Below are 24,190 nucleotides of genomic sequence, written 5' to 3' on the forward strand. Positions count from 1 at the left end.
TTCTCCTGATCGGGATGAAGACGGGTGACGGCGGGCGATACCGGGAGGCTCAGGCCGACCGGCGGGCGACCACGAACAGGCGCGGGAAGCGCAACAGCACCGTGCCGTCCGGCTGCGCCGGATAGGCCTCGGCGATCCGCGCCTCGTAGGCTGCGAGATAGGCCTCGCGCTCCGGTCCCGACAAGGGGTCGACATAGGGCTTGAGGCCGGTGCTCAGGAACCAGTCGACGATCGCGCGCGGGCCGGCGAGGACGTGGATATAGGTCGTGCGCCAGATGTCGACCGTGCAGCCGGCCGCGCGAAGCCAGTGGTAGTAATCGTCGACGGATGCGATCTCGGAGCGCGCCGCATCGGCCTGCGCGAGCTTGGCCGCCCAGGGGCCGCCGCGCGCCACGTCGCGCATGGCGGCGTGCGAGGGCTCGTCGAGATTGTCCGGCATCTGCACCGCCAGTGATCCGCCGGGCGCGAGCGCGCGCGCAAGGCGCGGCAGCAGCGTGGCGTGATCCGGCAGCCATTGCAGCACCGCGTTGGCGAAGATCACGTCATAGGGCCGCTCCGGCGCCCAGGTCGCGACGTCGCCGAGCGAAAAAGCGACGTTGCCCAAGCGCTTGCGCGCCTTCTCGATCATGTCGGGCGAACTGTCGAGCCCCTCGACGGCCGCGTCGGGATAGCGCGCGACCAGCAGTTCCGTGCTGTTGCCGGGGCCGCAGCCGAGATCGATGCAGGCGCGCGGATCGGCGGTCGCGACCCGGGCGAGCAGATCGACGGACGGCCGCGTCCGCTCGTCCTCAAAGGCGAGATAGCGCGCGGCATTCCAGTCTGCGGTCAACGTCATCTGCCGAACTCCGAAGATCGCGCCCTCAAGCCGCGCGGACACTGCACCCGAAGCCCGACAGGAACAAGCGCGACACCGGCAGACTTGGCACGCATTCCGGGCGGCGCTCGAACCGGATCGGACATTATTTTCCGAAATGGAAACAATTGACACCACTGCGCGTTGATCTTCTTCAAGAATGAAAAGGTCGAGTGTGATGAGCGAGTTGATGGAACACGGAGCGGGCGCGCCGCAGAACGACGGCACGACCGACGGCATGGGTTCCGTTCGCCGTGACGAGCCGACGACCTGCATCATCCTGGAAGACGAGGCTCTGGTCGCCGAGGTGATCCAGAACGACCTCGAGGAGGTCGGCTATCGCTGCATCGGCAGTTTTGCGCGAGCGGCGGACGCGATGGACTGGCTGACGACCGGGACCCCGCATATCGCCATCCTCGACTACCGTCTGGCCGACGGCGACTGCCTGCAGCCGGCCGCGCTGTTGCGCGAGCGTGGCGTACCGATCCTGATCTATTCCGCGCTGAGGCCGCGCGGCGCCATGCCCGAGGCGATCGAGGGCGCGCCCTGGCTTCTCAAGCCGGCCGGACCGATGGGCCTGAAGGCGGCGGTCTGGAAGCTCGCCGGGCTGATCGAGCGCAAGTCCTGAGGTTCCGGTCGTCGGCGCCGGGCGGGAACTTCGCTGCATCGGAAGAGTTGGCCGAACGAGTCCCGTCGTTTCGCGCGACGGGCCCGACACGTTGCGCTGTGCCCCAAGCACCGCGCAAACCGTGCGGGACCGACTGCCTCCGACATTGTGCGGGTCGACACCGATGGCGATGCTCCCTCCCCGCTCCCGGCTCGGAGAGCTGACCCGGCCGGACAGTTTCTGGTGGTCGACCGGCATCGAGGATACGTTCATCACCGCCCCGCATCCGACGACCGGCCGCACGCTCGACGAATACGAACTGACCGATCATTACCGTCGCTGGACCGACGATCTGAGCCTGATGGCGGATCTCGGCGTGACCTGCGCGCGCTACGGCGTGCCTTGGCATCGCATCCAGCCGGAGCCATCCCGCTGGGACTGGCGTCATGCCGACGAAACGCTCGAGCATCTGCTCGCGCTCGGCATCGCGCCGCAGGTCGATCTCGTCCATTACGGCCTGCCGCCCTGGCTGAGCGAGGCCTATCTCGATCCGGATTATCCTGTTCGTGTCGCGGATTATGCCGGTCGGCTCGCGGATCGATTCAAGGGCCGCATCCACTGGTACACGCCGCTCAACGAGCCGCGCATCACCGCCTGGTATTGCGGCCGCCTCGGCTGGTGGCCCCCCTATCGGCGCAGCTGGAAGGGCTTCGTCGCGGTCATGCTCGCCGTTGCCGAGGGGATCCAGCGGACGGTCGCCGCGCTTCGCGCCGTCGATCCCGAAATCGTCGCCTATCATGTCGATGCGACCGATCTCTACGAGACCGACGACCCCGCGCTGGAGCCGGAGGTCCGGCGTCGGCGGGATCTCGTCTTCCTGGCGCTCGACCTCGTCGCGGGCCGGGTCGACGACCGGCACCCGCTGTTCGGCTGGCTGATCGCCCAAGGCGCCGATCCGTCACGGCTGGAACGGCTCGCTGCGCGGGCGGAACCGCCGGAGGTGATCGGGCTCAACCTCTATCCGATGTTCACGCGCAAACGGCTCGTCGCCGACGCGCGCGGCCGCCTGCGCGTCCACATGCCTTATACCGAAGCCGGCCTCGTCGAAGGCGTCGCGCGCGCCTACCACGAGCACTTCGGCGTGCCGCTGATGATCTCGGAGATCGCTACGGCCGGCTCGGTCCGACGCCGGCTCGGCTGGCTCGACCGCTCGGTCGAGGCGGTCGCGCGGCTCCGCGCCGAGGGTGTGCCGGTGGTCGGCTACACATGGTGGCCGATGTTCTCGCTGGTGACCTGGGCCTGGCGACAGGGCCGCCGCGACGTCGCCGCGCATTTGGCGCGCATGGGGCTCTATGATCTCGACGCCGAGCTGAACCGAAACCACACCCCTGTCGTTGATGCGTACCGCGCGCTCGCCGCGGGCGGGGCCGACCGGGTCGGTGCGCTGCGCCCGCCGGGTCTACACCCGACCTGAGCCGACGAGATGTGGCACCAGGACGAGGCACGAGGAGATCGCATGCTGCGGAGTTTCTTTCTGGCCGGCTTCGAAGGGTCGACCGGCACCAATCGCCATGGCGATTGGTTCGATCAGGTCGAGGCGACCGGGCACGCGCGGCGGGTCGAAGCGGACTACCGTGAGGTCGCCTCCGCCGGACTGCTGGCGGCACGCGAGAGCGTGCGCTGGCCGCTCGTCGACCTCGGCCGCGGACGCTACGACTTCGCCTCGCTCGATCCGTTCATCGCGGCGGCCCGACGCCACGACGTCGACGTGATCTGGGATCTGTTCCACTACGGCTTTCCGGCCGGGCTCGATCTGCTGGGTGCGGAGTTTCCCAAGCGCTTCGCCGATTATTGTTACGCCGTCGGCCGGCACATCGCGGCCCGGACCGACGGCACCCCATGGTTCACGCCGGTCAACGAGCCGAGCTACATGGCGTTCGCGGGCGGCGACGAGGCGCTGTTCGCGCCGCATCTGACCGGGCGCGGCTTCGATCTGAAAGTGGCGCTGTGCCGGGCCGCCATCGGCGGCATCGACGCGCTCCGGGCCGCCGCGCCGGGCGCGCGGATGGTCAACGCCGACCCGCTCTGCCATGTCGCGGCGCGGCCGGGCCGGCCGGAGGATCTCGCAGCCGTCCGGCGCTTCAACACCGAGATCGTGTTCCAGTCCTGGGACATGCTCGCCGGCCGCCTGCTGCCCGAACTCGGCGGCTCGCGCGATCATCTCGACGTGGTCGGCATCAACTACTACTGGACCAATCAGTGGGAGTGGCAGGCGGCGCCCGGCGCCGACGGCCGCGTGCCGCCGCTCGGCGACCATGATCTGCGCCGCGTGCGGCTCGGCGATCTGGTGCGCTCGGTCTGGCATCGCTATGGCGGCGCGGTGATGATCAGCGAGACCGCCCATGTCGGCGATCGCCGCGCCGCCTGGATCCGCGAGTTGGCCCGTGAATGCGCCGGCGTCATCGCCGACGGCGTGCCGCTCATCGGCGCCTGCCTCTACCCGATCCACGGCATGCCGGAGTGGCACGATCCGGCGATCTGGACCGCCATGGGCCTCTGGGATCCCGTGTTTCCGGATCGGCCCCACGACGGCCGCACCGTGCATCGGCCGATGCTGAAGGCGCTGCGGGAGGCGGAGGCCGGCGTCGCGGCCGCCGCCGCCCGCGCCGAACTGAGTGCCGCGCCCGGAGCAGCGGTCGCGATCGATGCGCCGCGCCGGGCGACTGGGGCCGCCCGACGCTGAGGGATCGATCAGGCAGCCGCGCTCGCCGGCGCACGCAGGCCGAGGATCGCGCGGGCCTCGCGCCAGGTCGCGACCGGGCGCTCGTATTTCTCGCAGAGTTCGACGGCACGGCGCACCAGCGCCGCGTTCGAGGGGGCGAGCCGGTCGCGATCGAGCCGGACGTTGTCCTCAAGGCCCGTGCGGGTATGGCCGCCCTTGGCGATGCACCACTCGTTGATCCGGATCTGGTCGGCGCCGATCCCGGCCGCGCACCAGGACGCGCCGGGCGCCAGCCGGTTCAGCGTCTCGATGTAAAAATCGAAGATGCGCTCGTCGGCCGGCATGGCATTCTTCACGCCCATGACGAATTGCACATAGAGCGGCCCCTTCAGCCGCCCGTCGGCGGCCATGCGCGACGCCTGCACGATGTGCGACAGATCGAAGGCCTCGATTTCCGGCTTCACGCCGTAGTTCAGCATCTCGGACGCGAGCCAATCGACCAGATCCGGCGGGTTCTCATAGACGCGGGTCGGGAAATTGTTCGAGCCGACCGTCAGCGACGCCATGTCGGGCCTCAAAGGCAGCATGCCGCCGCGCACCTTGCCGGCGCCCGAGCGGCCGCCGGTCGACAGTTGCACGATCATGCCGGGGCAATGGGCCTCGATACCCTCCTTCAGCCGCGCGAAGCGCTCCGGATCGGAGGTCGGCTTGCCGGCGTCGTCGCGCACGTGGCAGTGCGCGATCGTGGCGCCGGCCTCGAAGGCCTCATGCGTGCTCTCGACCTGCTCGGCGATGGTGATCGGCACCGCGGGATTGTTTTCCTTGGTGGGCAGGCTGCCGGTGATCGCGACGCAGATGATGCAGGGGTTCGTCATGTCTCGCTTCCTATCGGCCTCTCGTCAGACCACGCTGATCCGGCCGGCGCCCTCGTGCACCGTACCGATGATCGTCGCCGCGGGATAACCCGCCGCGCGGATCGATGCCAGGATGGTTTCGGCCTCCTCGGCCGCGCAGCTGACCAGCAGGCCGCCCGAAGTCTGCGGATCGGTGAGGAGGTCGACGCGCCAGGGCTCGATGCCCTCGGCGAGATCGACATCCGCGCCATAGCTCGCCCAGTTGCGCTTGGAGGCGCCGGTCACGAAACCGTCCTTCGCCCATGTCTCGGCACGCGCGAGCAGCGGCACGCGGCCCGCCTCGATCTCGACCGTGGCGCCCGAGCCGCGCGCGACCTCGAGCCCGTGGCCGAGGATGCCGAAGCCGGTCACGTCGGTCATGGCATGGACGGCCGGATTCTTGGCGAGATCGGCGCCGATCTTGTTCAGGAGCGTCGTCGAGGCGACCATCTCGGCATAGGCGTCGCCGTCGAGCGCGCCCTTCTTGAGCGCGGCCGAATAGATACCGATGCCGATGCTCTTGGTCAGGATCAGCCGGTCGCCCGGTCGGGCCATGCTGTTGCGGCGGACCTCCGAGGGGTGGCACAGGCCGATCACGGCGAGGCCGTAGATCGGCTCCGGCGCATCGATCGAATGGCCGCCGGCGACCGGGATGCCCGCCCCGGCGCAGGCGGCCGCGCCGCCCGCAAGAATATCCCGGACCATCTCGACCGGCAGCTTGCCGAGCGGCATGCCGAGGATCGCCAGCGCGAAGATCGGCCGGCCGCCCATGGCATAGACGTCGGAGATCGCGTTGGTCGCGGCGATTCGGCCGAAGTCCGTCGGGTCGTCGACCACCGGCATGAAGAAGTCCGTGGTGGCGATCACGCAGGTCTGATCGTCGATCTGCCAGACCGCCGCGTCGTCCGAGGTCTCGGTGCCGACCAGCAGCGAGGCGAAGGGGGCGGCCTTCGGCTGATCGGCGAGCAGCGCCTGCAGGACGCCGGGCGCGAGCTTGCAGCCGCAGCCGCCGCCGTGCGCGAGCGAGGTCAGCCGGAATTCGGAAGGCGACAGGATCGTGTTCATTGCGTCACCCCAAGTCTTGTTCTGACCCAGATTGGAATTGTTTGGATTCGAGAATGCACCGGCCGAGACAACCGGGCGCCGCGCCGCGTTGTGACGGCCTGCCGAAGTGGTGCGCCCGTGCACGACCGCCGGAAATTACGTAAGTAGTCGACGCATAATTCCATCGCCACATCGGACCTTTCAGTCGGCTGACACGATTCACTCATCGCAGTCCATATCACGTCATTTGGCGAAGCTTCCTCGACCTTATCGGCTTCCGCGACGCTTTGGAAGGAATTCGGTTCATTCTTGTACAGAATTGCCATTTCCCCACAAATCATTGTGCGATGCAGCATTGTGGAGAAACTTAGCCGAGACTTCATAGCACCGCTCGACCAGTGCCGGATATTGCCAAGCAACAGGCCAGAGACGCGGGACAGGCATTGACGCAGCGGCTCTCTCGCCGCATGTTCCATGCTTGGACCGCGGATGGACCCGACCGAGCGGTCCCCAGAAGCTGCATGGAGTTTCACGAAAATGCAGATCGAAATTTCCCGACGGCAGTTCCTCGGAGCGGCCGGTGCGGGGATTGCCGGGACGGCGATTGGAGCCTTCGGCTTCGGCGGCGCGGAGGAGGCCCTCGCGGCATCCATCCGGCCGTTCAAGCTCACCGGGCTCACCGAGACCCGCAATACCTGCCCGTACTGCTCCGTCGCCTGCGGCATCATCATGTACTCGAAGGGCGCCGATCCTTCGAAGGGCAAGCGCGGCGAGGTCGTCCATATCGAGGGTGACCCCGACCATCCGACCAACAAGGGCACGCTGTGCCCGAAGGGCGCGGCTCTGCTCGACTTCGTCAAGGCGCCGACGCGCACGACGAAGCCGCTCTACCGCAAGCCCGGCACCGACAAGTTCGAGGAAGTTTCCTGGGACTTCGCGCTCGACCGCATCGCGCGGCTGATGAAGGACGATCGCGACAAGAACTTCGTCGCGAAGAACGCCAAGGGCACCACGGTCAACCGGTGGATCACGACCGGCTTCCTGGCCGCCTCGGCGACGACGAACGAAACGGCGTTCCTCACCTACAAGGTGGTGCGCAGCGCCGGCATGCTGGTGTTCGACAACCAGGCGCGTGTCTGACACGGCCCGACGGTGGCGAGTCTCGCTCCGACGTTTGGCCGTGGTGCAATGACCAACTCCTGGACGGACATCAAGAATACCGATCTCGTCCTGATCATGGGCGGCAACGCCGCCGAAGCGCATCCGTGCGGCTTCAAGTGGGTCACGGAGGCGAAGGCCAACCGTGGCGCCAAGCTCGTCGTCGTCGATCCGCGCTTCACGCGCTCGGCGTCGGTCGCCGACTTCTATGCCCCGATCCGGCAGGGAACCGACATCGCGTTCCTGCTCGGCGTGATCAACTATCTGATCGCGAACGACAAGGTTCAGTGGGAGTATACCAAGGCCTTCACCAACGCGAGTTACATCGTCAAGGAAGGTTTCGGTTACGCCGACGGCCTGTTCTCGGGCTATGACGAAACGAAGCGCGACTACGACCGGTCGAGCTGGGAACACGAATTCGACGAGAACGGCTTCGTCAAGACCGATCCGACGCTCACGCATCCGCGCTGCGTCTGGAACCTGCTCAAGGAGCACGTGAAGGTCTACACGCCGGAATTCGTCGAGCGCGTCTGCGGCACGCCGAAGGACAAGTTCCTGAAGGTCGCCCAGATGATCGGCGAGACGTCGCGGCCCGACAAGGTCATGACGTCGATGTACGCGCTCGGCTGGACCCAGCACTCGAAGGGGTCGCAGAACATCCGCTGCATGGCCATGATCCAGCTGATCCTGGGCAACATGGGCATGCGGGGTGGCGGCATGAACGCGCTGCGCGGCCACTCGAACATCCAGGGTCTGACCGACCTCGGCCTGATGTCGAACCTGCTTCCGGGGTATCTGACGATCCCGACCGAAGCGGAGGCCGACTTCGCCACCTACATCGGCAAACGCGGCTTCAAGCCGCTGCAGCCGAACCAGATGAGCTACTGGCAGAACTACAAGAAGTTCTTCGTAAGCTTCCAGAAGTCCATGTGGGGCCAGGCTGCGACCAAGGAGAACGACTTCGCCTATGACTGGCTGCCGAAGCTCGACGTGCCGGGATACGACATCCTGCGCGCCTTCGAGCTGATGAGCCAGGGCAAGATGAACGGCTACTTCTGCCAGGGCTTCAATCCCCTGCAGTCATTCCCGAACCGGGAGAAGATCCGTTCGTCGCTGTCGAAGCTGAAGTTCCTGGTCGTCATGGACCCGCTGAAGACCGAGACCGCCCGGTTCTTCGAGAACCACGGCGAGATCAACGTCTCCAAACCGGCCGACATCCAGACCGAAGTCTTCGAACTGCCGACCACCTGCTTCGCCGAGGACGAGGGTTCGCTGACGAACTCCTCGCGCCTGCTGCAATGGCACTGGCCGGCCGGCGATGCGCCGGGCGAGGCGAAGTCGGACGTCTGGATCATGTCGCAGCTCCATCTGCGGCTGAAGACGCTGTACCAGAAGGAGGGCGGCGCCTTCGCCGACCCGATCCTGAACCTGCACTGGCCCTACAAGGACGCGAACGAGGCGACGCCGGAGGAACTGGCCAAGGAAGTCAACGGCTACGCCGTCGAGACCCTGGCCGATCCCGCCGATCCGACCAAGGTCGTGCTCGAAAAGGGCAAGCAGCTCCCCGGCTTCGCGGCGTTGCGCGACGACGGCACCACGGCCTGCGGCAACTGGATCTATTCCGGCTGCTTCACCGAGGCCGGCAACATGATGGCACGGCGGGACAACTCCGATCCGGGCGACACGGGCAACAACCCGAAATGGGCGTTCTCGTGGCCGGCCAATCGGCGCATCCTCTACAATCGTGCCTCGGCGAACCTCGAAGGCAAGGCCTGGGATCCGTCCCGCAAGCTGATCGAGTGGGACGGGACCAAGTGGGCCGGCAGCGACGTGCCGGACATCGCGCCGGGAGCCAAGCCTGGCGTGGTGATGCCCTTCATCATGAACCCCGAGGGCGTCGCGCGCCTCTGGGTTCGCGGCATGATGAAGGACGGCCCGTTCCCGGTGCACTACGAGCCGTTCGAGAGCCCGGTCGCCAACCCCTTGAACCCCAAGCTCAAGGGCAACCCGGCGGCGCGCGTCTTCGCCGGCGACATGGCGCAGTTCGGGACGTCCGAGAAGTTCCCCTACGCGGCGACGACCTATCGGCTGACCGAGCATTTCCACTACTGGACCAAGCACAACCGGGTGAACGCGATGCTCCAGCCGGAGTCGATCGTGGAGATCTCGGAGGAGCTCGCGAAGGAGAAGAAGATCGCCAAGGGCGACTGGGTGAAGGTCACCTCCAACCGCGGCTACATGAAAGCCAAGGCGGTGGTGACGAAGCGGATCAAGCCGCTCATCTGCGACGGCAAGCCCGTCCACGTGATCGGCATCCCGATCCACTACGGCTTCATGGGCGCCGCCCAGCCCGGTTTCGGCACCAACTCGCTCTCGCCCTTCGTCGGTGACGCCAATATCGAGACGCCGGAGTTCAAGGCGTTCCTTGTCGATATCGAGCGTATCGACGCCGGCCCGGCGATCGCGTGAGGGAGGGGACGATCATGGCAACCGCAACCATCGCCCCCGCCCTCGACCTGGTCCGCCAGTCGGCCTCGAAGGGGTTCTCGGGCCCGCTGGCGCCGTCCGACAAGGACGTCGCCAAGCTCATCGACGTGTCGAAGTGCATCGGCTGCAAGGCCTGCCAGGCGGCATGTCTGGAATGGAACGACCTCGTCGAGCCGGTGGGTCACAACACCGGCTCGCTCGACAACCCCCATGACCTGACCGAGAACTCGCTCACGGTCATGCGGTTCACGGAATGGGACAACCCCTCGACCGGCAATCTGGAGTGGCTGATCCGCAAGGACGGCTGCATGCATTGCGCCGATCCGGGCTGTCTCAAGGCCTGCCCGAGCCCGGGCGCGATCGTCCAGTACCAGAACGGCATCGTGGACTTCGTGCACGACAAGTGCATCGGCTGCGGCTACTGCGTGAAGGGCTGCCCGTTCAATATCCCGCGGATCTCCAAGGCGGATTCCAAGGCCTACAAGTGCACGCTCTGCGTGGACCGCGTGGCCGTGGGTCAGGGGCCGGCCTGTGCCAAGGCCTGCCCGACCAAGGCGATCAGCTTCGGCTCCAAGACGGACATGAAGGCGCTCGCCGATGCCCGCATCAAGGATCTGAAGTCGCGCGGCTACGCCCAGGCCGGTCTCTACGACCCGCCGGGCGTCGGCGGGACGCATGTCATGTACGTGCTGCACCACGCCGACCAGCCGTCGCTCTACGCGGGCCTGCCGGACCAGCCGAAGATCTCGGCCATCGTCGAGGTCTGGAAGGGCGTGACCAAGTACGCCGGTCTCGGCGTGATCGGTCTCGCCGCACTCGCCGGCCTCGTCCACCACACGCTGCTCGGCGCGAACCGGGTCACCGAGGAGGACGAGGAGAACGGCGCCAAGGTCAAGGAGGGCAAGGTATGAGCGAGCACCGTCCGACGGTCCGCCGCTACACGGCGGCGGCGAGGGCGAACCACTGGGTCACAGCGATCTCGCTGATCCTGCTGGCGATCTCGGGCCTCAGCCTGTTCCACCCCGACCTGTTCTTCCTGACCGCCCTGTTCGGGGGCGGTCAGGTGACGCGCATGATCCATCCCTGGATCGGTGTCGTGCTGGTCGTGAGCTTCCTCGGCCTGTTCGTGCGGTTCTTCAAGCTGAACCTGCCGACCACCGACGACGCGCAATGGGTCAAGGCGCTGCCGGATGTGATCCGGGGTCACGAAGAGGGCGTTCCCGAGATCGGCAAGTACAATGCCGGCCAGAAGGGCGTCTTCTGGGGCATGAGCATCCTGATCCTGGTGCTGATCAGCTCCGGTCTGGTGATCTGGGATCAGTACTTCTACCAGTACACCACGATCGAACAGAAGCGCATCGCCGTGCTCATCCATGCGATCGCCGCCGTCGGCGCCATCGTGATCTGGATCGTACACGTCTATGCGGCGATCTGGGTGCGTGGCACGATCTCGGCCATGACGCGCGGCATCGTGACGGCCGGCTGGGCCTGGCGGCACCATCGCAAGTGGCTGCGCGAGGAAGCGCAGAAGGAACGGTCCGGCACGCCGGCGGAGTGATCCGCCGCCCCGGACGGACCCGATCATCGAACGCCGGACCCGACGGGCCCGGCGTTCGACCACATGGAAGGGAATGAGTGGTTCCGTCTCGGCGCAGGTCCGCCTGTCGCGAAGCAGAGCCGCGGGATCGAGACGCCGATGGGGCCGGTCCGGTCCTCGACACTCGAAGGAAACGCATGTCGGACGTCAGCACACCCCAGTTTCCGCCGGTCGAGATCGGCACGGAATCCCGGCCGCCGACCGTGATCGTGCCCGACGCCAAGGCCGTGTTCGAACGCCGCGCCGCCCGCTTCCGGGCCCTCGCGCCGGGCCACCAGCTCGAAGCCTATCTGACTTTCGCCGCGGATCTGTCGGACGCACAGGCTGCGATCCAGCACGGGCTCGGCGCGCCCGCCCTGCCCGATCCGGCCGCGATCGACCGCTCGATCAGCTTCGGCATGCCGGTCCTGTCGCGGACGCCGTTCGAAGCCTCGGCCGAGGCGGCCGAGACGCTGCATCGTCTGTTCGACCGTGCGCTCGAGATCCGCATGCCGGATGCCGCCCGCGCCGCGCTCGGCCGCGTGCGGCTCGCGGGCGAGGAGGATCTGGCGCGTCTCTGCGACGCCGTGCTCAGCGACGCGATCCCGGTCGAGACCATCGCCGAACACGTGTTCGTCGGTCTGGCGCTGCAGGTCCATTTCACCCGCGCCGCATCGCTCCTGAAGGGCCGGCGGCTCGAATTCATCGGCGACGGCGTCTGCCCGGTCTGCGGCGGCCCGCCGGCGAGTTCCGGCATCGTCGGCTGGAACGGCTCGGAGCGCACGCGCTTCGCGACCTGCTCGCTCTGCGCGACACGCTGGAACGTCGTGCGCGTGAAATGCCTCGCCTGTTCCTCGACCAAGGGCATCCACTATCTGGCCATCGAGGGCGTCGCCGACACGATCAAGGCCGAGTGTTGCGACACGTGCCGGTCCTACGTGAAGATCATGGCCGTGGACGAGGATCCGCGGCTCGATCCGATCGCCGACGATGTCGCGAGCCTCGGGCTCGACCTCCTGGTCAAGGAGCGCGGCTACGGCCGCGCCGGCGTCAACCTGCTCATGGTCGGAGCCTGACATGGGCGAGCCGTCCGCCCCGATCCCGGCTCAGGCCACGCGGCCGCGGCTTCCCGCCGTCGACGAGGTGCTGCGCTCGGATGTGGCCGCGGCGGCGCTCGCCACCCATGGCCGGCAGCCGACCACCGATGCGGTGCGGGCGGTGCTCGACGATCTGCGGCGGATGATCCGCGACGGCGCGACGCCGGTCGCGACCGCCGAGGCCGTGTTGCGCGCTGCCGAAGCCAAGCTCGCCGCGGCCGCCCTGCCCTCGCAGCGGCGCGTGTTCAACCTGACCGGCACGGTGCTGCACACGAATCTCGGCCGCGCGATCCTGGCCGAGGAGGCGGTGGCGGCGGTGGTCGAGGCGATGCGCGGGCCGACGAGCCTCGAATACGATCTCGGCGGCGGCGAGCGCGGCGAACGCGACGACCATGTCCGCGGTCTCGTCCGCGAGTTGACCGGCGCTGAGGACTGCATCGTCGTCAACAACAATGCCGCCGCCGTGCTGCTGGTGCTCGCCACGCATTCCGCGGGCCGCGAGACCATCGTTTCGCGCGGCGAGCTGATCGAGATCGGCGGTGCGTTCCGCATCCCGGAGATCATGAAGCGCGCCGGGGCGCGGCTCGTCGAAGTCGGCACCACCAACCGTACGCATCCGAAGGATTTTCGCGAGGCCATCGGGCCGGACACCGGCCTCGTCATGAAGGTGCACACGTCGAATTACGTCGTGACCGGCTTCACCAAGGCGGTCGACGGACCCGAGCTGGCCGAGATTGCCCATGCCGGCGGGGTACCGTACGTCGAAGACCTCGGCTCGGGCACGCTGGTCGATCTGGCGAAATGGGGCCTGCCGCACGAGCGCACGGTCTCCGACGTGCTCGGCGAGGGCGCCGATCTCGTGACCTTCTCGGGCGACAAGCTGCTCGGCGGCCCGCAGGCGGGCTTCATCGCCGGCCGCGCGGATCTCGTGCGCGCCTGCCAGAAGAACCACCTGAAGCGCGCGCTGCGGCTCGACAAGCTCCGGCTGGCCGCGCTCGAGGCGACGCTGCGCCTCTATCGCGATCCGGACCGGCTCGCCGAGCGGCTGCCGACGCTGCGCTATTTCACCCGCACCCGCACGGAAATCCGCGCGCGCGCCGAGGCGCTGAAGCCCGCCTTCGCGGCGGCGCTCGGTCCGGACTGGACCGTGGATATCGTCGACTGCGCGAGCCAGATCGGCTCCGGCGCGCTGCCCGTCGATCGTCTGGCCTCGGCGGCGCTCGTTGCCGCACCGGCCGGGCGCCAGAAGGGCCGCGCGCTGGCCCACCTGTCGCAGCGCCTGCGTGACCTCTCGGTGCCGGTGATCGGCCGCATCGCCGAGGATCGGCTCTGGCTCGACCTGCGCTGTCTCGACGATGTCGCGGGCTTCGAGCGCTTGCTCGGCGAGCTCGCGCGCGGCACGGGCGTGGAGGCGGCGCCATGATCCTGTCGCTGTTCCGGCGTCGGGCGCCGGGGCCGCGGCTCCGGCCGTGCCACCGCCGACCGCTTCGGTCGACGACCAGCTCGCCCGCGCGAAGGCGCTGTCGGAGGCCGGCAACCATGATGCGGCGCTGGCGATCTGGGGGCCGCTCGCCCACCAGGGTGTCGGCCGCGCGGCGAACAACATCGCCGCCTGCTTCCTCGACGGGCTCGGCGTCGAGCGCGATCCGGCGCTGGCGCTGCAATGGCTGGAGGCGGCGGCGAAGGCCGGCGATCCGGTCGGCCAGCGCAACTACGCCACCGCGCTGTTTCAGGGCGTCGGCGGCACCGACGATCCGGCCGGCGCCTACGAATGGTACGGCAAGGCGGCCAAGGCCGGCGACGCGCAGGCGCAGGACATGCTGTCCTGGATGCTGCTCGAAGGCGAGGTCGCGCCTTACGATCCGGCGGGCGCCAAGGCGTGGGCACACAAAGCGGCATCGGCCGGCATCGGGCCGTCGATGACCCGGCTCGGTCTGATCTTCCACCACGCGCTCGGGGTCGAGCGCGACGCGGAAGCGGCGGTCAAATGGTGGACCAAGGCGGTCGAAGCCGGGGACGCCGACGGCGCGGCCATGCTCGGTGCCGCGCATTTTCTCGGCCAGGGCATCGACCGCGATCCGGCGCGCGCGCTCGTGCTGCTGATCCTCGCCCGCCGCTTCGGCTCGACGCTCGCCGACGCCTATCGCCCGGCCGTCGAGGCCGCGCTCGACGCGCCGAGCCGCGAGCGCGCCTCCGAACTCGCCGCCGACATCGCGGCGCGGCCGCCATGGGCAGACCTGGAGGCGCCGCGATGATCGTCGGCACCGCAGGCCACATCGACCACGGCAAGACCTCGCTCGTGAAGGCGCTGACCGGCGTCGACACCGATCGTCTGAAGGAGGAGAAGGCGCGCGGCATCACGATCGATCTCGGCTTCGCCTATCGGCAACTCGCCGACGGCTCGGTGATGGGCTTCGTCGACGTGCCCGGCCACGAGCGCTTCGTGCCGACCATGCTCGCGGGTGCGCACGGCATCGATTTCGTCGTGCTGGTGATCGCCGCCGACGACGGCGTCATGCCGCAGACGCGCGAGCACCTGCAGGTGCTCGACCTGCTCGGGCTCGATCGTGGGCTCGTCGCGCTGACCAAGGCCGATCTCGTCGACGCCGACACGCTCGTCCAGCGCGAACTCGAGATCGCCGAGCTCCTTGCCGGCACCTCGCTCGCCGGCGCGGAAGTCTTCCCGGTCTCGACCGTCACGGACGCCGGCGTGGCCGACCTGCTCGACCGGCTGGAGGCTGAAGCCGGCGAGGACCGCGCGCGGGACGCGGGACGCGGCTTCCGACTGGCGGTCGATCGTTCGTTCACGCTGCAGGGGGCCGGCACGGTGGTGACCGGCACCGTGCTCGGCGGTCGGGTCGCGGTCGGCGACACGGCGGTGCTGTCGCCGGCGGGGCTCACCGTGCGCGTGCGTTCGATCCATGCCCAGAACCGCAAGGCCGAGACAGCGGTCGCCGGCGACCGTGCGGCGCTCAATCTGGTCGCGCCGGGGCTCTCCAAAGACGCGATCCGGCGCGGCGACATGATCCTCGCGCCGTCCCTGCATGCGCCGACGCTGCGGATCGATGCCGAATTGCGCGTGCTGCCGGGCGAACCAAGCCGATCCAGCAATGGATGCCGGTTCGGCTGCACCATGGCGCGGTCTCGGTCGGCGCGCGGATCGTGCTGCTCGGCGATGCGCCGGGGCCCGGCGAAACCGCCGACGTCCAGCTCGTGCTCGAACGGCCGATCGCGGCGACGGCTCGCGACCGCTTCGTGCTGCGCGACGTCTCGGAGAGCCGCAACATCGGCGGCGGCCGCTTCCTCGACCTGCGCGCGCCCGAGCGGCGACGGCGCACCGAGGAGCGCGCCCGGATCCGCGATGCCTGGCGGCAGGCGGACGATGGCGCCGCGCTCGCCGCGCTGCTGGCGGAGCCGCCGGGCTTCGTCGATCTGACCGGCTTCCTCGCCGATCGCGGGCTCGATCCCGCGAGCGCCGAGGCACTGGCCGCGGCCGGCGCTCTCGCACTGTTCACCCTCGACGGGCGCCTGCATGCGGCCCGGCGAGACCGGCTCGATACGCTCGGCGCCGAGATCGCGGCGACGCTCGGCGCCTATCACCGCGACAATCCGGACGAGCCGGGCATGGGCTTCGAGCGGCTCCGGCAGCAGACCGCCGCGCGGGTCGGCGCGCCGCTCTACCGCGCGCTGTTGCGACGGTATCAGGACGCCGGCCTGATCGCGACCGAGGGCGCCTGGGTACGGCTCGCCTCGCACAAGGTCGAGCTGACGCCCGAGGACGAGGCGCTTTGGGACGAGATCCGGCCGCTGATCTCGGGCGAGGCGCGGTTCCGGCCGCCGCGCGTGCGCGACATCGCCCACGCGCTCGAACTCGACGAGGACAAGGTGCGCCGGCTCATGCGCCGCATGCAGCGCGCCGCGCGCGTCGACGAGGTTGCGCTCGACCACTTCTTCATGCGAGGGACGGTCGCCGAGATCGTCGCCGTCGCACGCGAGATCGCGGACGCCGCGCCCGGTAGCTGGTTCAACGCCGCCACCCTGCGCGACCGGCTCGACAACGGCCGCAAGGTCGCGATCCAGATCCTGGAATTCCTCGATCGCCACGGCGTCACGCTGCGCCGCGGCGATCTGAGGCGGCTCAATCCGCATCGGCAGGACCTGTTCCGGCTCGATGTGGATGCGCCACAAGGAGGAGAATCGTCCCCGGTGGGGCGGCCGGACTTCAAATCCGGATGGGGCCGCGAGACGGTCCCTGGTGGGTTCGACTCCCATTCTCCTCCGCCAATCCCCGCCCGCGAGAGGGCCGCGCGATGACCGGCGCCGTCCCCCACGCCGACGTTCTCGTCCAGGGCTTCCGCGCCGCGGCCGAGGCCGCGCTGGAGGCCGAGCAGCGCTTTCGCGCCTCCTGGCGCGAGCGGCTGGAGACGCTGGAGCGCGAGCGCACGCTCGCCTTCCTGCGCTTCCATCTGGTCGCCGATCTGCTGCGGATCGCAGGCGAAGCCGCCGACGCGCCGGCCGCGCAGACCGTCTGCCTCGGCCATGTGGCGACCGCGTTCCGGCTCGATCGCGGCAGCGCCGCGCATGCGGAGATTTTCGGCCGGCTCGGGCCGGTGGTTGCGGCCTTTGCAGAGGTAGCGCATCCCGTTCCGGGCGAGGTGCTTGATACGGCGGGCGAAGTGACGGACGCTGAAGAGGCACCCGGCGCCGAGACGGTCGCCTCGCCCTCGGAAGCTTCTGTCGCAATGCTCCCTGCCCCGCCCGATGCGGCGGCCGCCCTCGCCGCTTTTGAGACCTGGTACGCCGAGCGCTACGGCGCGGCGTTTCTCGCCCGCGCCGACCTGCCCATGCCGGAGACGCCGCTTGTCGACTGGTGAAACGCCCGCGACCGACTTCGACCGCTGGCTCGCAGAAGAATATGCCGCCGGCGATCCGGCCGGGTTCACGGCGCTGATCGTGCTGGTGCGGATCAAGAAGGCGAGCGTCAAGCCGGTCGCCTCGACCTATGCGCATGTGATCGGCACCGAGCTCGACTGGGGCGCAACGACCGCGCTGCTCAATGGCGCCGGCAAGCGCTGGGACGGCGTCGCGTTCTTCCCGCGCCGTGATCATCGCAGCGGCGGCCCGCTCGACGACGTCTCGGCGCGGCTCTGGCGCATGGACATCGAAGAGCGGATCGGCGACGACCGGCTCGTGCTCAACGAGGGGCACTTCTTCGACGCCTTCGGCCGGCGCATGCGCATCGACGAGGTCGAGGCGGACTGAAGGCGCCTCCCGCCGCATCCAATCCCACCGCGCCTCGCCGCTCAGGACATCGACACCGAAGCGACGCCGAGCCGGCGGCGCAGCGCGCGCGACAGGCGGTCGACGGCGGCGGTCATGGCGATCATGGCCAAGAGCAGCACGAAAGCGCGATCGAGCCGCAGCTCCGAGATCGCGCTGTCGATGTGGAAGCCGATGGTCGCGACGCCGAGCACGCCGAGGATGGCGCTCTCGCGCAGGATGATCTCGCCGCGATAGAGCACGAGCGCATAGAAGCCGCTCGCAAGCCGCGGCAACAGCTCGAAACCCCAGAGGTTGGGTCCGCGCGGCCGGTCGGGCCGGAGCCCGGCAACGACGGCCGTCCCCTGCCGCGACATCAGATGCGCGATGATCGCGCCATTGTGCAGCGCCAGCGCCACGATCGCCGGCAGCATCGACGGCCCGAGCATCTGCACGCCGACGAAGACCAGCATATATTCCGGCGTCGAGCGCAGCACGACCAGCAGGAGATGGCCGAGCCCGGCGCCGAGCCGGCCGACGAAGGCCGGCATGCCGAACGGAAAGCCGAGGAGCGCGACCGCTCCCGTCGCGACGATCGCGAGCCAGCCGAGCACCAGTGTGGCCGCGAGGCCGGGCGCGATCTGGTTCAGCGTCATCATGCGCAGCCAGTCGCCGAAGCGCGCCCAGGTCGAGAGGCTCGCGAGATCGCCGCTCCGCAGCGGCGCCGGGATGAGGTCATGGGCAAGGCCGAGGAACGAGCCGCCCGAGACCGGGGGTCCGGGCAGCACCGCGAGCCAGACGAGCGCGGCGGCCAGATAAAGCGGCACCAGCGCCCGCCGCAGCCAGAACGGGATCGTCGCGATCGCGGCATAGGTCGCGATCAGCACGGCGGCGGCGCCGGCGTAGTCGGCCTGCTTGAACAGCGTGTCGAGCTCGAAGCCGAGCGTCGGCAGGCCGACGAAACCGAGCACGGCGCTGGAGCGGATACCGCATTCGATCCGGTACGACAGATAGGCGCGCATCTGCGGCGCGGCGAGCGGCATGACCGCGAAGAAGAAGGCCGACAGGCTGCGCGGCCGCGCCAGGGCCTCGGCGGGGCGTCGGTCGGTCTCCTCGACGATCTCGCCGAAGACTTTCGCGAAGATGCCGGCATAGGCGAGCGCCAGCGCGGTCACCGCCGTCGTCGCGGTCGGCCCGGTCACCGTCATCAGGAACAGCGCCCAGATCAGTTCATGGACGCCGCGCAGGCAGGCGGCGAGCGCACGAACCGCTGCAAGCCGCCAGAGGAGCGCGAGGCCGAAGCCGATCGTCGCGCCGAGCCCGACGCCTACGAAGGCGACCGCCAGCGTCGAGGCGGTCGCGCTGGCGAGGCTGCGCGCAAGGCTGAAGTCCGGATGGGCGAAGCCCGACAGGATCGCCAGCGCGGTGCGGCCGGGGCTGGTCGTCGTGATCGCGAGATCGGCGAAGGGCAGTGTCAGCGCGGCGAGCGCGAGCGCGACGTACGCCGCCTTGCGCCGGCCGAAGCCGCTCTCGGGCGCTACCGATCGGCGCGCCGTCCCGGCCGGATCCGCCGCGACATCAGCCATAGAGCGCCTCGATCTCACTGCGCGGCACGGCCTCGGCTCGCCCGTCGAACACGATCCGCCCGGCGGCGATACCGATCAGCCGCGTTGCGGTGGCGCGGGCGAGATCGACATCATGGAGCGCAACGATCGAGGTCTCGAAGCGCTCGGTGAGCAGCCCCAACACATCCACCGACTGCCGCTCGTCGAGCGCGGAGACCGGCTCGTCGGCGAGCAGCACGGCGCCGCCGGCGTGCAGCGCGCGACCGACCGCCGTGCGCTGGCGCTGGCCGCCCGACAGCGCCTCGACCTTCTGCCAGAGATGATCGCCGAGGCCGAGCCGCCCGGCGAGCGGCGCGATCTCGGCGACGTCGCCGGCGAAGGGCCGGAGCAGCGTCGCGAGATTGCGCAGCGTCGAGCGGCGGTCGAGCCGGCCCATGTAGATGTTGTGGAACACCGACAGGGGCGGCACGAGCGCGTGGTCCTGCGGCACGAGCGCGGTCGCGACCCTGTCGGCCGCGAGCCGCGCGCGGATCGCGCCGAGCAGCGTCGACTTGCCGGCGCCGCTCTTGCCGAGCAGAGCCACCCGCTCGCCGCGCTCGACGCCAAGCGTCAGGCCGGCCAGCACCGGCCGGCCGCCATAGCCGAGATCCGCGCCCTCGAACCGGACCAGCATGGTCAGTCGAGCAGCTGGAGTTCTTTGGCCGTCTCCTCGATCGGCGCGTAGTCGGCGTTGGTCGCCGGCACGAACTTCGAGCGCGGGAAGGCTTTCAGGATCTCCGGATCGTCGATGGCGAGCAACGCGGCCTTGACCTTGTCGATGAAGCCGGGGCCGAAGGTCTTGTCGACATCGCCGCGGATGGTGAAGTTGTAGTCGGGGAAGGACGGCGTCTTCCACAGGATCTTCACGACCTTCGGATCGACCTTTCCGGCCGCGACCATGTCGTCGAAGCTCGTGTAATTGACCGCGCCGACCTCGTAGGCGCCGCTCGCGACCAGTTCGACCGTCTTGGTGTGGTCGCCCGAGAAGCCGACGCGCGAGAAGAACTTCTCCGGCGCCTCGCCGGTCTCCTTGCGGATATAGAACTCCGGCATCAGGCGACCCGACGTCGAGGTCTTGGCGCCAAAGGTGAAGGACTTGCCCTTCGCCGCCTTCGGGAAGGTCGCGGCGGGCTCGAGGCCGGTCGCGGCGTTGGCGATGATGTAGCTGACGAAGGCGGTGTCCTCGGCGCCTTGCACGATCGACTGCGAGCCGGGCACGGCGAGACGCGCCTGCACGCTGGTCAGGCCGCCGAACCAGGCGAGCTGCACCTGGCCGTTCTTGAAGGCCGTGACCGAGGCCGGGTAGCTCTTCACCGGCACATAGGTGACCGGCACGCCGAGCTTGGCCTCCAGGTACTTCGCCACCTTGCCGAAGCGCTCGACCAGCTTGGTCGCGTCCTCGTCGGGGATGGCGGTGAAGGACAGGGTCGGCTTGGCCGACTGCGCCTGTGCCGCGAGCGGCGCGGCAACGAGAGCGGCGGCGCCGAGCGCGGCCGCGAGGATGCTGCGGATCATGACGTCCCCTCCGGCGCGGCCGAACCGGCGAGCGCCGTCCCGATCCGCGCGGCCGAAGCGGCGGCACGCGGAAGTCGGGCCGCGGACGCACGTCCCGGCACCACGCCAAGCGTTTCCATTCGTTTGGGAAGGGCGGCATCGATGGCCGGCGCGAGGGCCGTCCGTCACCGGGACCGGGCAGCACGTGCCACGATCGAAATCGCCGATGACCCGAGTGTTAGCGGGCAACCAGGGCGCTGGCAATCCCCTGACCGGACCGGGGCGGGACGGCGGATCAGAACCCGGCGACCTTGCCCCAGACCGAACCTTCGAGCCGCTCCGGCCGATAGTCGACCGGGTCGACGATCGGCGTCGCTCCGGTGATCATGTCGGCGATCAGGTGACCGGCGCCGGGGCCGATGCCGAAGCCATGGCCCGAGAAGCCGGCGGCGAGGATGAAGCCGGGCAACCCGGCGATCTCGCCGATCGCCGGCACGCCGTCGGGGGTCGAGTCGATATAGCCGGCCCAGCGTGCCGCGACCGGCACGGCCTTCAAGCCCGGCAGCAGGCGCAGGGCGCGGGCGTGGATCTCCTCGGCCTGGCGCCGGTCGGGACGCGGATCGAGGATGCGGTTCGCCTCCATCGGCGTCGGCTGGTCCAGCCGCCAGCGCGACAGCGTCTCGTGGCCGGACTGCCAGCCCTGGAGGCCGCCGACCGCAAGGCTGCGCCAGCGGTTCAGGAACATCGGCATGAACTGCCGGGTGAATCGCAGCATCTGCAGCGTCGGGTCGACGCAGGCGCCGCCGGAGATCGCCAATGTATAGCCGCCGTTGCCGCGCCGGGTGATCGAGACCTGCGTGGTGTGGAGCGCGTCAGGAATGCCGGCCGCGCCCGGCGCAAGCGACACAATCGACGATCTGATCGAGGCTTGCGGGAAGCGGATGCCATATTGATTCAGGAACGACGAGGCCCAGGCGCCGCCGGCGTGGACCACGATCTTCGTGCGGATCGTGCCCTTCTCGGTCACGACGCCGGCGACGCGGCCGCCGGCGATCTCCAGGCCGCGCGCGGCGCAGAACTGGTGCACCGTGCCGCCGGCCTTCATGATGCCGCGGGCGATGATCGGCGCGGCCCGCTCCGTGTCAGCGATGCCGTCGGTCGGCGAGAACACGCCGCCCTTCCACGCCTTGCCGGTCGCCGCGCCGCGCGCGCTCGCCTCGGCCGACGACAGCATGTGGGTCACCACGCCCTCGCCGATCGCAAAGTCGCGCCACTTGGCCCAGGTCTGCAGCTGCGCGTCGTCGTCGCTGAGGTAGAGCAGGCCGCAGCGGCGGAAGCCCAGATCCTCGCCGATCTCCTCGGCGAAGCGGTCCCAGAGCCCGAGGCTCTTGGTCGCCATCGGCAGTTCGCGCGCGTCCCGGTTCTGCTGCCGGCACCAGCCCCAATTGCGGCTCGACTGCTCGGCGCCGACCCGGCCCTTCTCGACCAGCGCCACGGCGAGGCCACGGCGGGCGAGATAGTAGGCGGCCGAGACGCCGACGATGCCGCCGCCGATCACCACCACGTCGGCGGTCGCGGGCAGAGCGGGGCTCGATTCGATTTCGTAGAGCGGTACCGGCATGCTGGTCTCCGTGATCGGGACCGAGATTAGCCGGGTGCTCGCGGTCGCCGATACCGCAGTCGGAGCGGCGACGGCATATCGTTCCGTTTGAGGGCCGCGGAACGGACCAATCTGCGATCGCGGGTGACCGGCCGGCGCATTGCCGCCACGCTCCGGTTCCGTCACAATGGGGCTCCGGCCGGCGGCCGGACATGGTCGCGCTCAGACCATTTCACGTGTGCGTTCCGGCGGTTGGCCCATGAAGCTCGATCAGATCGACATCAAGATCCTCTACGAACTTCAGAAGAACGGCCGCATCACCAACGTCGAACTCGCCGAACTCGTGAACCTGTCGCCGAGCCCGTGCCTGATGCGGGTCAAGAAGCTGCAGCAGGAGGGCTACATCACCGGCTACTCGGCGCGGATCAACATCGCCAAGCTCGGCCAGGCGCTGACCGTCTTCACCGAGATCACGCTGAAGAACCACCGCCAGTCCGACTTCGCCCGCTTCCTCGCCGCGATCGACAAGCTCGACCAGGTGGTGGAATGCCACCTCGTTTCCGGCGGTTACGACTATCTGGTGAAGTTCGTGACCAGCGGCATCATCGAGTACCAGACGCTGATGGAACGCCTGATCGACCTCGATATCGGCATCGACAAGTACTTCAGCTTCGTCGTGCTGAAGTCGCCGATCGTGAAGCCGCACATGCCGCTGACGAGCCTGTTCCAGCCGCAGGGGTGACGCGGCGGCCGGCGCGCGAAGCGCCGCGCCCGGTCGGCAAGATCGCCCTCACTCAGCGAAACAGCCCCTTCAAGGTCGTCCAGATCGTTCGCGCCGGCGGTTTGAACGGCAGGATGCCGACGAGCTCTTCCGGGCAGGCGACATAGTCCCAAAACGTTTGCTTTGCACTGTTTTCGATCAGCTTGGTGCGGTTCATCGGAAGACCGGTGATCGAAAACAGCCGATAGCGGCGCTGGGCAAAGAAATCGAAAAAATCGGCGGCGCCGTAGTCGAAATTGATCAGGGCATTGTCACCCATTTCGAAGGTGATGATCGGACGGGCCTTGTCGATCAACCCCGTGGCTCCGCGGAGAATCTGGAGATCGCCGCCTTCGGCATCGATCTTGATGTATCGCAGATTCTTTGTCGTGACGACCTCATCCAGACGCCGGACTTTGACCTCGATCACCTGTCTGGCGATGTTCTGATCGTGATAAATACGCTCCTTGAAGCCGCTATACTCCGGAAATTCGGGGACATAGACAAAGGAAGCGACCGTCTCGGTCTCGCCGAGCGCGATATTCTCGGCCAGGACATTGGGATGGCCTTCCAGCGCCTGCTTGAGCTTCGAGAAGATCGGCCCGAGAGGTTCGAAGGCGAACACCTTTCCCTCTGAGCCGACCGCCCGTGCCATCGGCACCGTGTGGCGCCCCTGATGCGCCCCACAGTCGATAGCGATATCGCCGGGGCGAAGCACGGCAATGTATAGATCTTCCACCATTTTCTCGTAGTCTATCATAATATTATCCAATATACACTTGCGCTTTCCAATGAAAACGACGGGTTAATACCGCACTCGATCGCTCCCTCGGGGTCGCCAACCATTCACTCAGGAGCTGATTAGAAAAATTATAATATGATGGAATATCTGTCCATCGGCCTAGGGTTTGTACGAACCTGACAATTATGACAGGGATGCTTTTTGTAAATTCCGCAGCGGTTATTTCCCCATACCAAAGCAATCCGCTGGATAGCGAAATCCAATTAAGATATTGATATAAAAGATTTCTCGAAA

At 68.3% G+C, this 24,190-nt stretch carries 21 protein-coding genes, 1 tRNA gene and 1 pseudogene; 15 read left to right on the forward strand and 8 right to left on the reverse strand.

Annotated features, from left to right (window positions below; genetic code table 11):
* Positions 1-49 precede the first annotated feature (49 nt).
* Positions 50-835: a trans-aconitate 2-methyltransferase gene (gene tam / locus ABS361_09390; GenBank protein ID XBY46399.1), complete on the reverse strand. Its 786-nt coding sequence runs from the start codon at positions 833-835 to the stop codon at positions 50-52.
* 196 nt (positions 836-1,031) lie between these two features.
* Between tam and ABS361_09395 the strand changes: the two genes are divergently transcribed.
* From ABS361_09395 to ABS361_09405, 3 genes are all read left to right on the forward strand, one after another.
* Positions 1,032-1,481, forward strand: a complete 450-nt coding sequence (locus ABS361_09395) for a response regulator (protein ID XBY46400.1) — start codon at positions 1,032-1,034, stop codon at positions 1,479-1,481.
* 169 nt (positions 1,482-1,650) lie between these two features.
* Complete coding sequence (locus ABS361_09400) at positions 1,651-2,934, forward strand: family 1 glycosylhydrolase (protein XBY46401.1); 1,284 nt, start codon at positions 1,651-1,653, stop codon at positions 2,932-2,934.
* Between the two features lie 42 nt (positions 2,935-2,976).
* Positions 2,977-4,203 carry a glycoside hydrolase gene (locus ABS361_09405; GenBank protein ID XBY46402.1) on the forward strand — a complete coding sequence of 409 codons (1,227 nt, stop codon included), beginning with the start codon at positions 2,977-2,979 and terminating at the stop codon, positions 4,201-4,203.
* A gap of 8 nt (positions 4,204-4,211) precedes the next feature.
* Here the strand turns inward: ABS361_09405 and ABS361_09410 are convergent, their stop codons facing one another.
* Positions 4,212-5,057, reverse strand: coding sequence for a 3-keto-5-aminohexanoate cleavage protein (locus ABS361_09410; GenBank protein ID XBY46403.1), 846 nt, complete (start codon positions 5,055-5,057; stop codon positions 4,212-4,214).
* Positions 5,058-5,081: 24 nt separating this feature from the next.
* Entirely contained in the window at positions 5,082-6,140 is a 1,059-nt protein-coding gene (gene selD, locus ABS361_09415; GenBank protein ID XBY46404.1) for a selenide, water dikinase SelD, read from the reverse strand.
* Between the two features lie 516 nt (positions 6,141-6,656).
* On the opposite strand from selD, the gene fdnG reads away from it, so the two are divergent.
* From fdnG to ABS361_09470, 11 genes and pseudogenes are all read left to right on the forward strand, one after another.
* A complete protein-coding gene (gene fdnG / locus ABS361_09420; protein XBY46405.1) occupies positions 6,657-9,746 on the forward strand; it encodes a formate dehydrogenase-N subunit alpha in 3,090 nt (1,029 codons plus the stop codon).
* A gap of 14 nt (positions 9,747-9,760) precedes the next feature.
* Positions 9,761-10,675 (forward strand): formate dehydrogenase subunit beta, encoded by a 915-nt coding sequence (gene fdxH / locus ABS361_09425; GenBank protein XBY46406.1) that lies wholly within the window; start codon positions 9,761-9,763, stop codon positions 10,673-10,675.
* Positions 10,672-11,322 carry a formate dehydrogenase subunit gamma gene (locus tag ABS361_09430; GenBank protein XBY46407.1) on the forward strand — a complete coding sequence of 217 codons (651 nt, stop codon included), beginning with the start codon at positions 10,672-10,674 and terminating at the stop codon, positions 11,320-11,322. Before fdxH ends, ABS361_09430 begins: the two co-directional genes overlap by 4 nt.
* Before the next feature lie 176 nt (positions 11,323-11,498).
* Positions 11,499-12,416 (forward strand): formate dehydrogenase accessory protein FdhE, encoded by a 918-nt coding sequence (gene fdhE, locus ABS361_09435; GenBank protein XBY46408.1) that lies wholly within the window; start codon positions 11,499-11,501, stop codon positions 12,414-12,416.
* A gap of 1 nt (position 12,417) precedes the next feature.
* Positions 12,418-13,860 (forward strand): L-seryl-tRNA(Sec) selenium transferase, encoded by a 1,443-nt coding sequence (selA, locus tag ABS361_09440; GenBank protein ID XBY46409.1) that lies wholly within the window; start codon positions 12,418-12,420, stop codon positions 13,858-13,860.
* 46 nt (positions 13,861-13,906) lie between these two features.
* On the forward strand, positions 13,907-14,692 hold the full coding sequence (locus ABS361_09445; protein XBY46410.1) for a tetratricopeptide repeat protein: 786 nt from the start codon (positions 13,907-13,909) through the stop codon (positions 14,690-14,692).
* The gene (gene selB, locus ABS361_09450; protein ID XBY46411.1) at positions 14,689-15,873 is read left to right on the forward strand and encodes a selenocysteine-specific translation elongation factor; all 1,185 of its coding nucleotides are present in this window, start codon (positions 14,689-14,691) and stop codon (positions 15,871-15,873) included. The genes ABS361_09445 and selB overlap by 4 nt, the downstream gene beginning before the upstream one ends.
* A gap of 188 nt (positions 15,874-16,061) precedes the next feature.
* A pseudogene (locus ABS361_09455) lies at positions 16,062-16,523 on the forward strand (DNA/RNA-binding winged helix domain-containing protein).
* 102 nt (positions 16,524-16,625) lie between these two features.
* Positions 16,626-16,721: transfer RNA gene (locus tag ABS361_09460), tRNA-Sec, on the forward strand.
* A 26-nt stretch (positions 16,722-16,747) separates the two neighbouring features.
* Positions 16,748-17,311: a hypothetical protein gene (locus ABS361_09465; protein ID XBY46412.1), complete on the forward strand. Its 564-nt coding sequence runs from the start codon at positions 16,748-16,750 to the stop codon at positions 17,309-17,311.
* On the forward strand, positions 17,298-17,699 hold the full coding sequence (locus ABS361_09470; protein XBY46413.1) for a hypothetical protein: 402 nt from the start codon (positions 17,298-17,300) through the stop codon (positions 17,697-17,699). The genes ABS361_09465 and ABS361_09470 overlap by 14 nt, the downstream gene beginning before the upstream one ends.
* Positions 17,700-17,740: 41 nt before the next feature.
* Here the strand turns inward: ABS361_09470 and ABS361_09475 are convergent, their stop codons facing one another.
* From ABS361_09475 to ABS361_09490, 4 genes are all read right to left on the reverse strand, one after another.
* Positions 17,741-19,282, reverse strand: coding sequence for an ABC transporter permease (locus ABS361_09475; GenBank protein ID XBY46414.1), 1,542 nt, complete (start codon positions 19,280-19,282; stop codon positions 17,741-17,743).
* Positions 19,275-19,934: an ATP-binding cassette domain-containing protein gene (locus ABS361_09480; GenBank protein ID XBY46415.1), complete on the reverse strand. Its 660-nt coding sequence runs from the start codon at positions 19,932-19,934 to the stop codon at positions 19,275-19,277. Before ABS361_09480 ends, ABS361_09475 begins: the two co-directional genes overlap by 8 nt.
* Positions 19,935-19,936: 2 nt before the next feature.
* On the reverse strand, positions 19,937-20,815 hold the full coding sequence (locus ABS361_09485) for a putative selenate ABC transporter substrate-binding protein (protein XBY46416.1): 879 nt from the start codon (positions 20,813-20,815) through the stop codon (positions 19,937-19,939).
* A 274-nt stretch (positions 20,816-21,089) separates the two neighbouring features.
* Positions 21,090-22,415, reverse strand: a complete 1,326-nt coding sequence (locus ABS361_09490) for an FAD-binding oxidoreductase (protein ID XBY46417.1) — start codon at positions 22,413-22,415, stop codon at positions 21,090-21,092.
* A 238-nt stretch (positions 22,416-22,653) separates the two neighbouring features.
* On the opposite strand from ABS361_09490, the gene ABS361_09495 reads away from it, so the two are divergent.
* Positions 22,654-23,136 (forward strand): Lrp/AsnC family transcriptional regulator, encoded by a 483-nt coding sequence (locus ABS361_09495; protein XBY46418.1) that lies wholly within the window; start codon positions 22,654-22,656, stop codon positions 23,134-23,136.
* Between the two features lie 52 nt (positions 23,137-23,188).
* Here the strand turns inward: ABS361_09495 and ABS361_09500 are convergent, their stop codons facing one another.
* Positions 23,189-23,914, reverse strand: coding sequence for an FkbM family methyltransferase (locus ABS361_09500; protein ID XBY46419.1), 726 nt, complete (start codon positions 23,912-23,914; stop codon positions 23,189-23,191).
* Positions 23,915-24,190 lie beyond the last annotated feature (276 nt).

Source organism: Ancalomicrobiaceae bacterium S20 (assembly GCA_040269895.1).
In the GTDB taxonomy this organism is placed as follows: Bacteria; Pseudomonadota; Alphaproteobacteria; order Rhizobiales; family Ancalomicrobiaceae; genus Methyloraptor; species Methyloraptor flagellatus.

Coding starts and splice junctions, on each gene's coding strand:
- ABS361_09400 (XBY46401.1), top strand. CDS start 1,651: ATGCTCCCTCCCCGCTCCCGGCTCGGAGAGCTGACCCGGCCGGACAGT.
- fdxH (XBY46406.1), top strand. CDS start 9,761: ATGGCAACCGCAACCATCGCCCCCGCCCTCGACCTGGTCCGCCAGTCG.
- ABS361_09395 (XBY46400.1), top strand. CDS start 1,032: ATGAGCGAGTTGATGGAACACGGAGCGGGCGCGCCGCAGAACGACGGC.
- ABS361_09480 (XBY46415.1), bottom strand. CDS start 19,934: ATGCTGGTCCGGTTCGAGGGCGCGGATCTCGGCTATGGCGGCCGGCCG.
- ABS361_09485 (XBY46416.1), bottom strand. CDS start 20,815: ATGATCCGCAGCATCCTCGCGGCCGCGCTCGGCGCCGCCGCTCTCGTT.
- ABS361_09500 (XBY46419.1), bottom strand. CDS start 23,914: ATGATAGACTACGAGAAAATGGTGGAAGATCTATACATTGCCGTGCTT.
- ABS361_09475 (XBY46414.1), bottom strand. CDS start 19,282: ATGGCTGATGTCGCGGCGGATCCGGCCGGGACGGCGCGCCGATCGGTA.
- ABS361_09430 (XBY46407.1), top strand. CDS start 10,672: ATGAGCGAGCACCGTCCGACGGTCCGCCGCTACACGGCGGCGGCGAGG.
- ABS361_09410 (XBY46403.1), bottom strand. CDS start 5,057: ATGACGAACCCCTGCATCATCTGCGTCGCGATCACCGGCAGCCTGCCC.
- ABS361_09490 (XBY46417.1), bottom strand. CDS start 22,415: ATGCCGGTACCGCTCTACGAAATCGAATCGAGCCCCGCTCTGCCCGCG.
- selB (XBY46411.1), top strand. CDS start 14,689: ATGATCGTCGGCACCGCAGGCCACATCGACCACGGCAAGACCTCGCTC.
- selD (XBY46404.1), bottom strand. CDS start 6,140: ATGAACACGATCCTGTCGCCTTCCGAATTCCGGCTGACCTCGCTCGCG.
- tam (XBY46399.1), bottom strand. CDS start 835: ATGACGTTGACCGCAGACTGGAATGCCGCGCGCTATCTCGCCTTTGAG.
- fdhE (XBY46408.1), top strand. CDS start 11,499: ATGTCGGACGTCAGCACACCCCAGTTTCCGCCGGTCGAGATCGGCACG.
- ABS361_09495 (XBY46418.1), top strand. CDS start 22,654: ATGAAGCTCGATCAGATCGACATCAAGATCCTCTACGAACTTCAGAAG.
- selA (XBY46409.1), top strand. CDS start 12,418: ATGGGCGAGCCGTCCGCCCCGATCCCGGCTCAGGCCACGCGGCCGCGG.
- ABS361_09465 (XBY46412.1), top strand. CDS start 16,748: ATGACCGGCGCCGTCCCCCACGCCGACGTTCTCGTCCAGGGCTTCCGC.
- ABS361_09405 (XBY46402.1), top strand. CDS start 2,977: ATGCTGCGGAGTTTCTTTCTGGCCGGCTTCGAAGGGTCGACCGGCACC.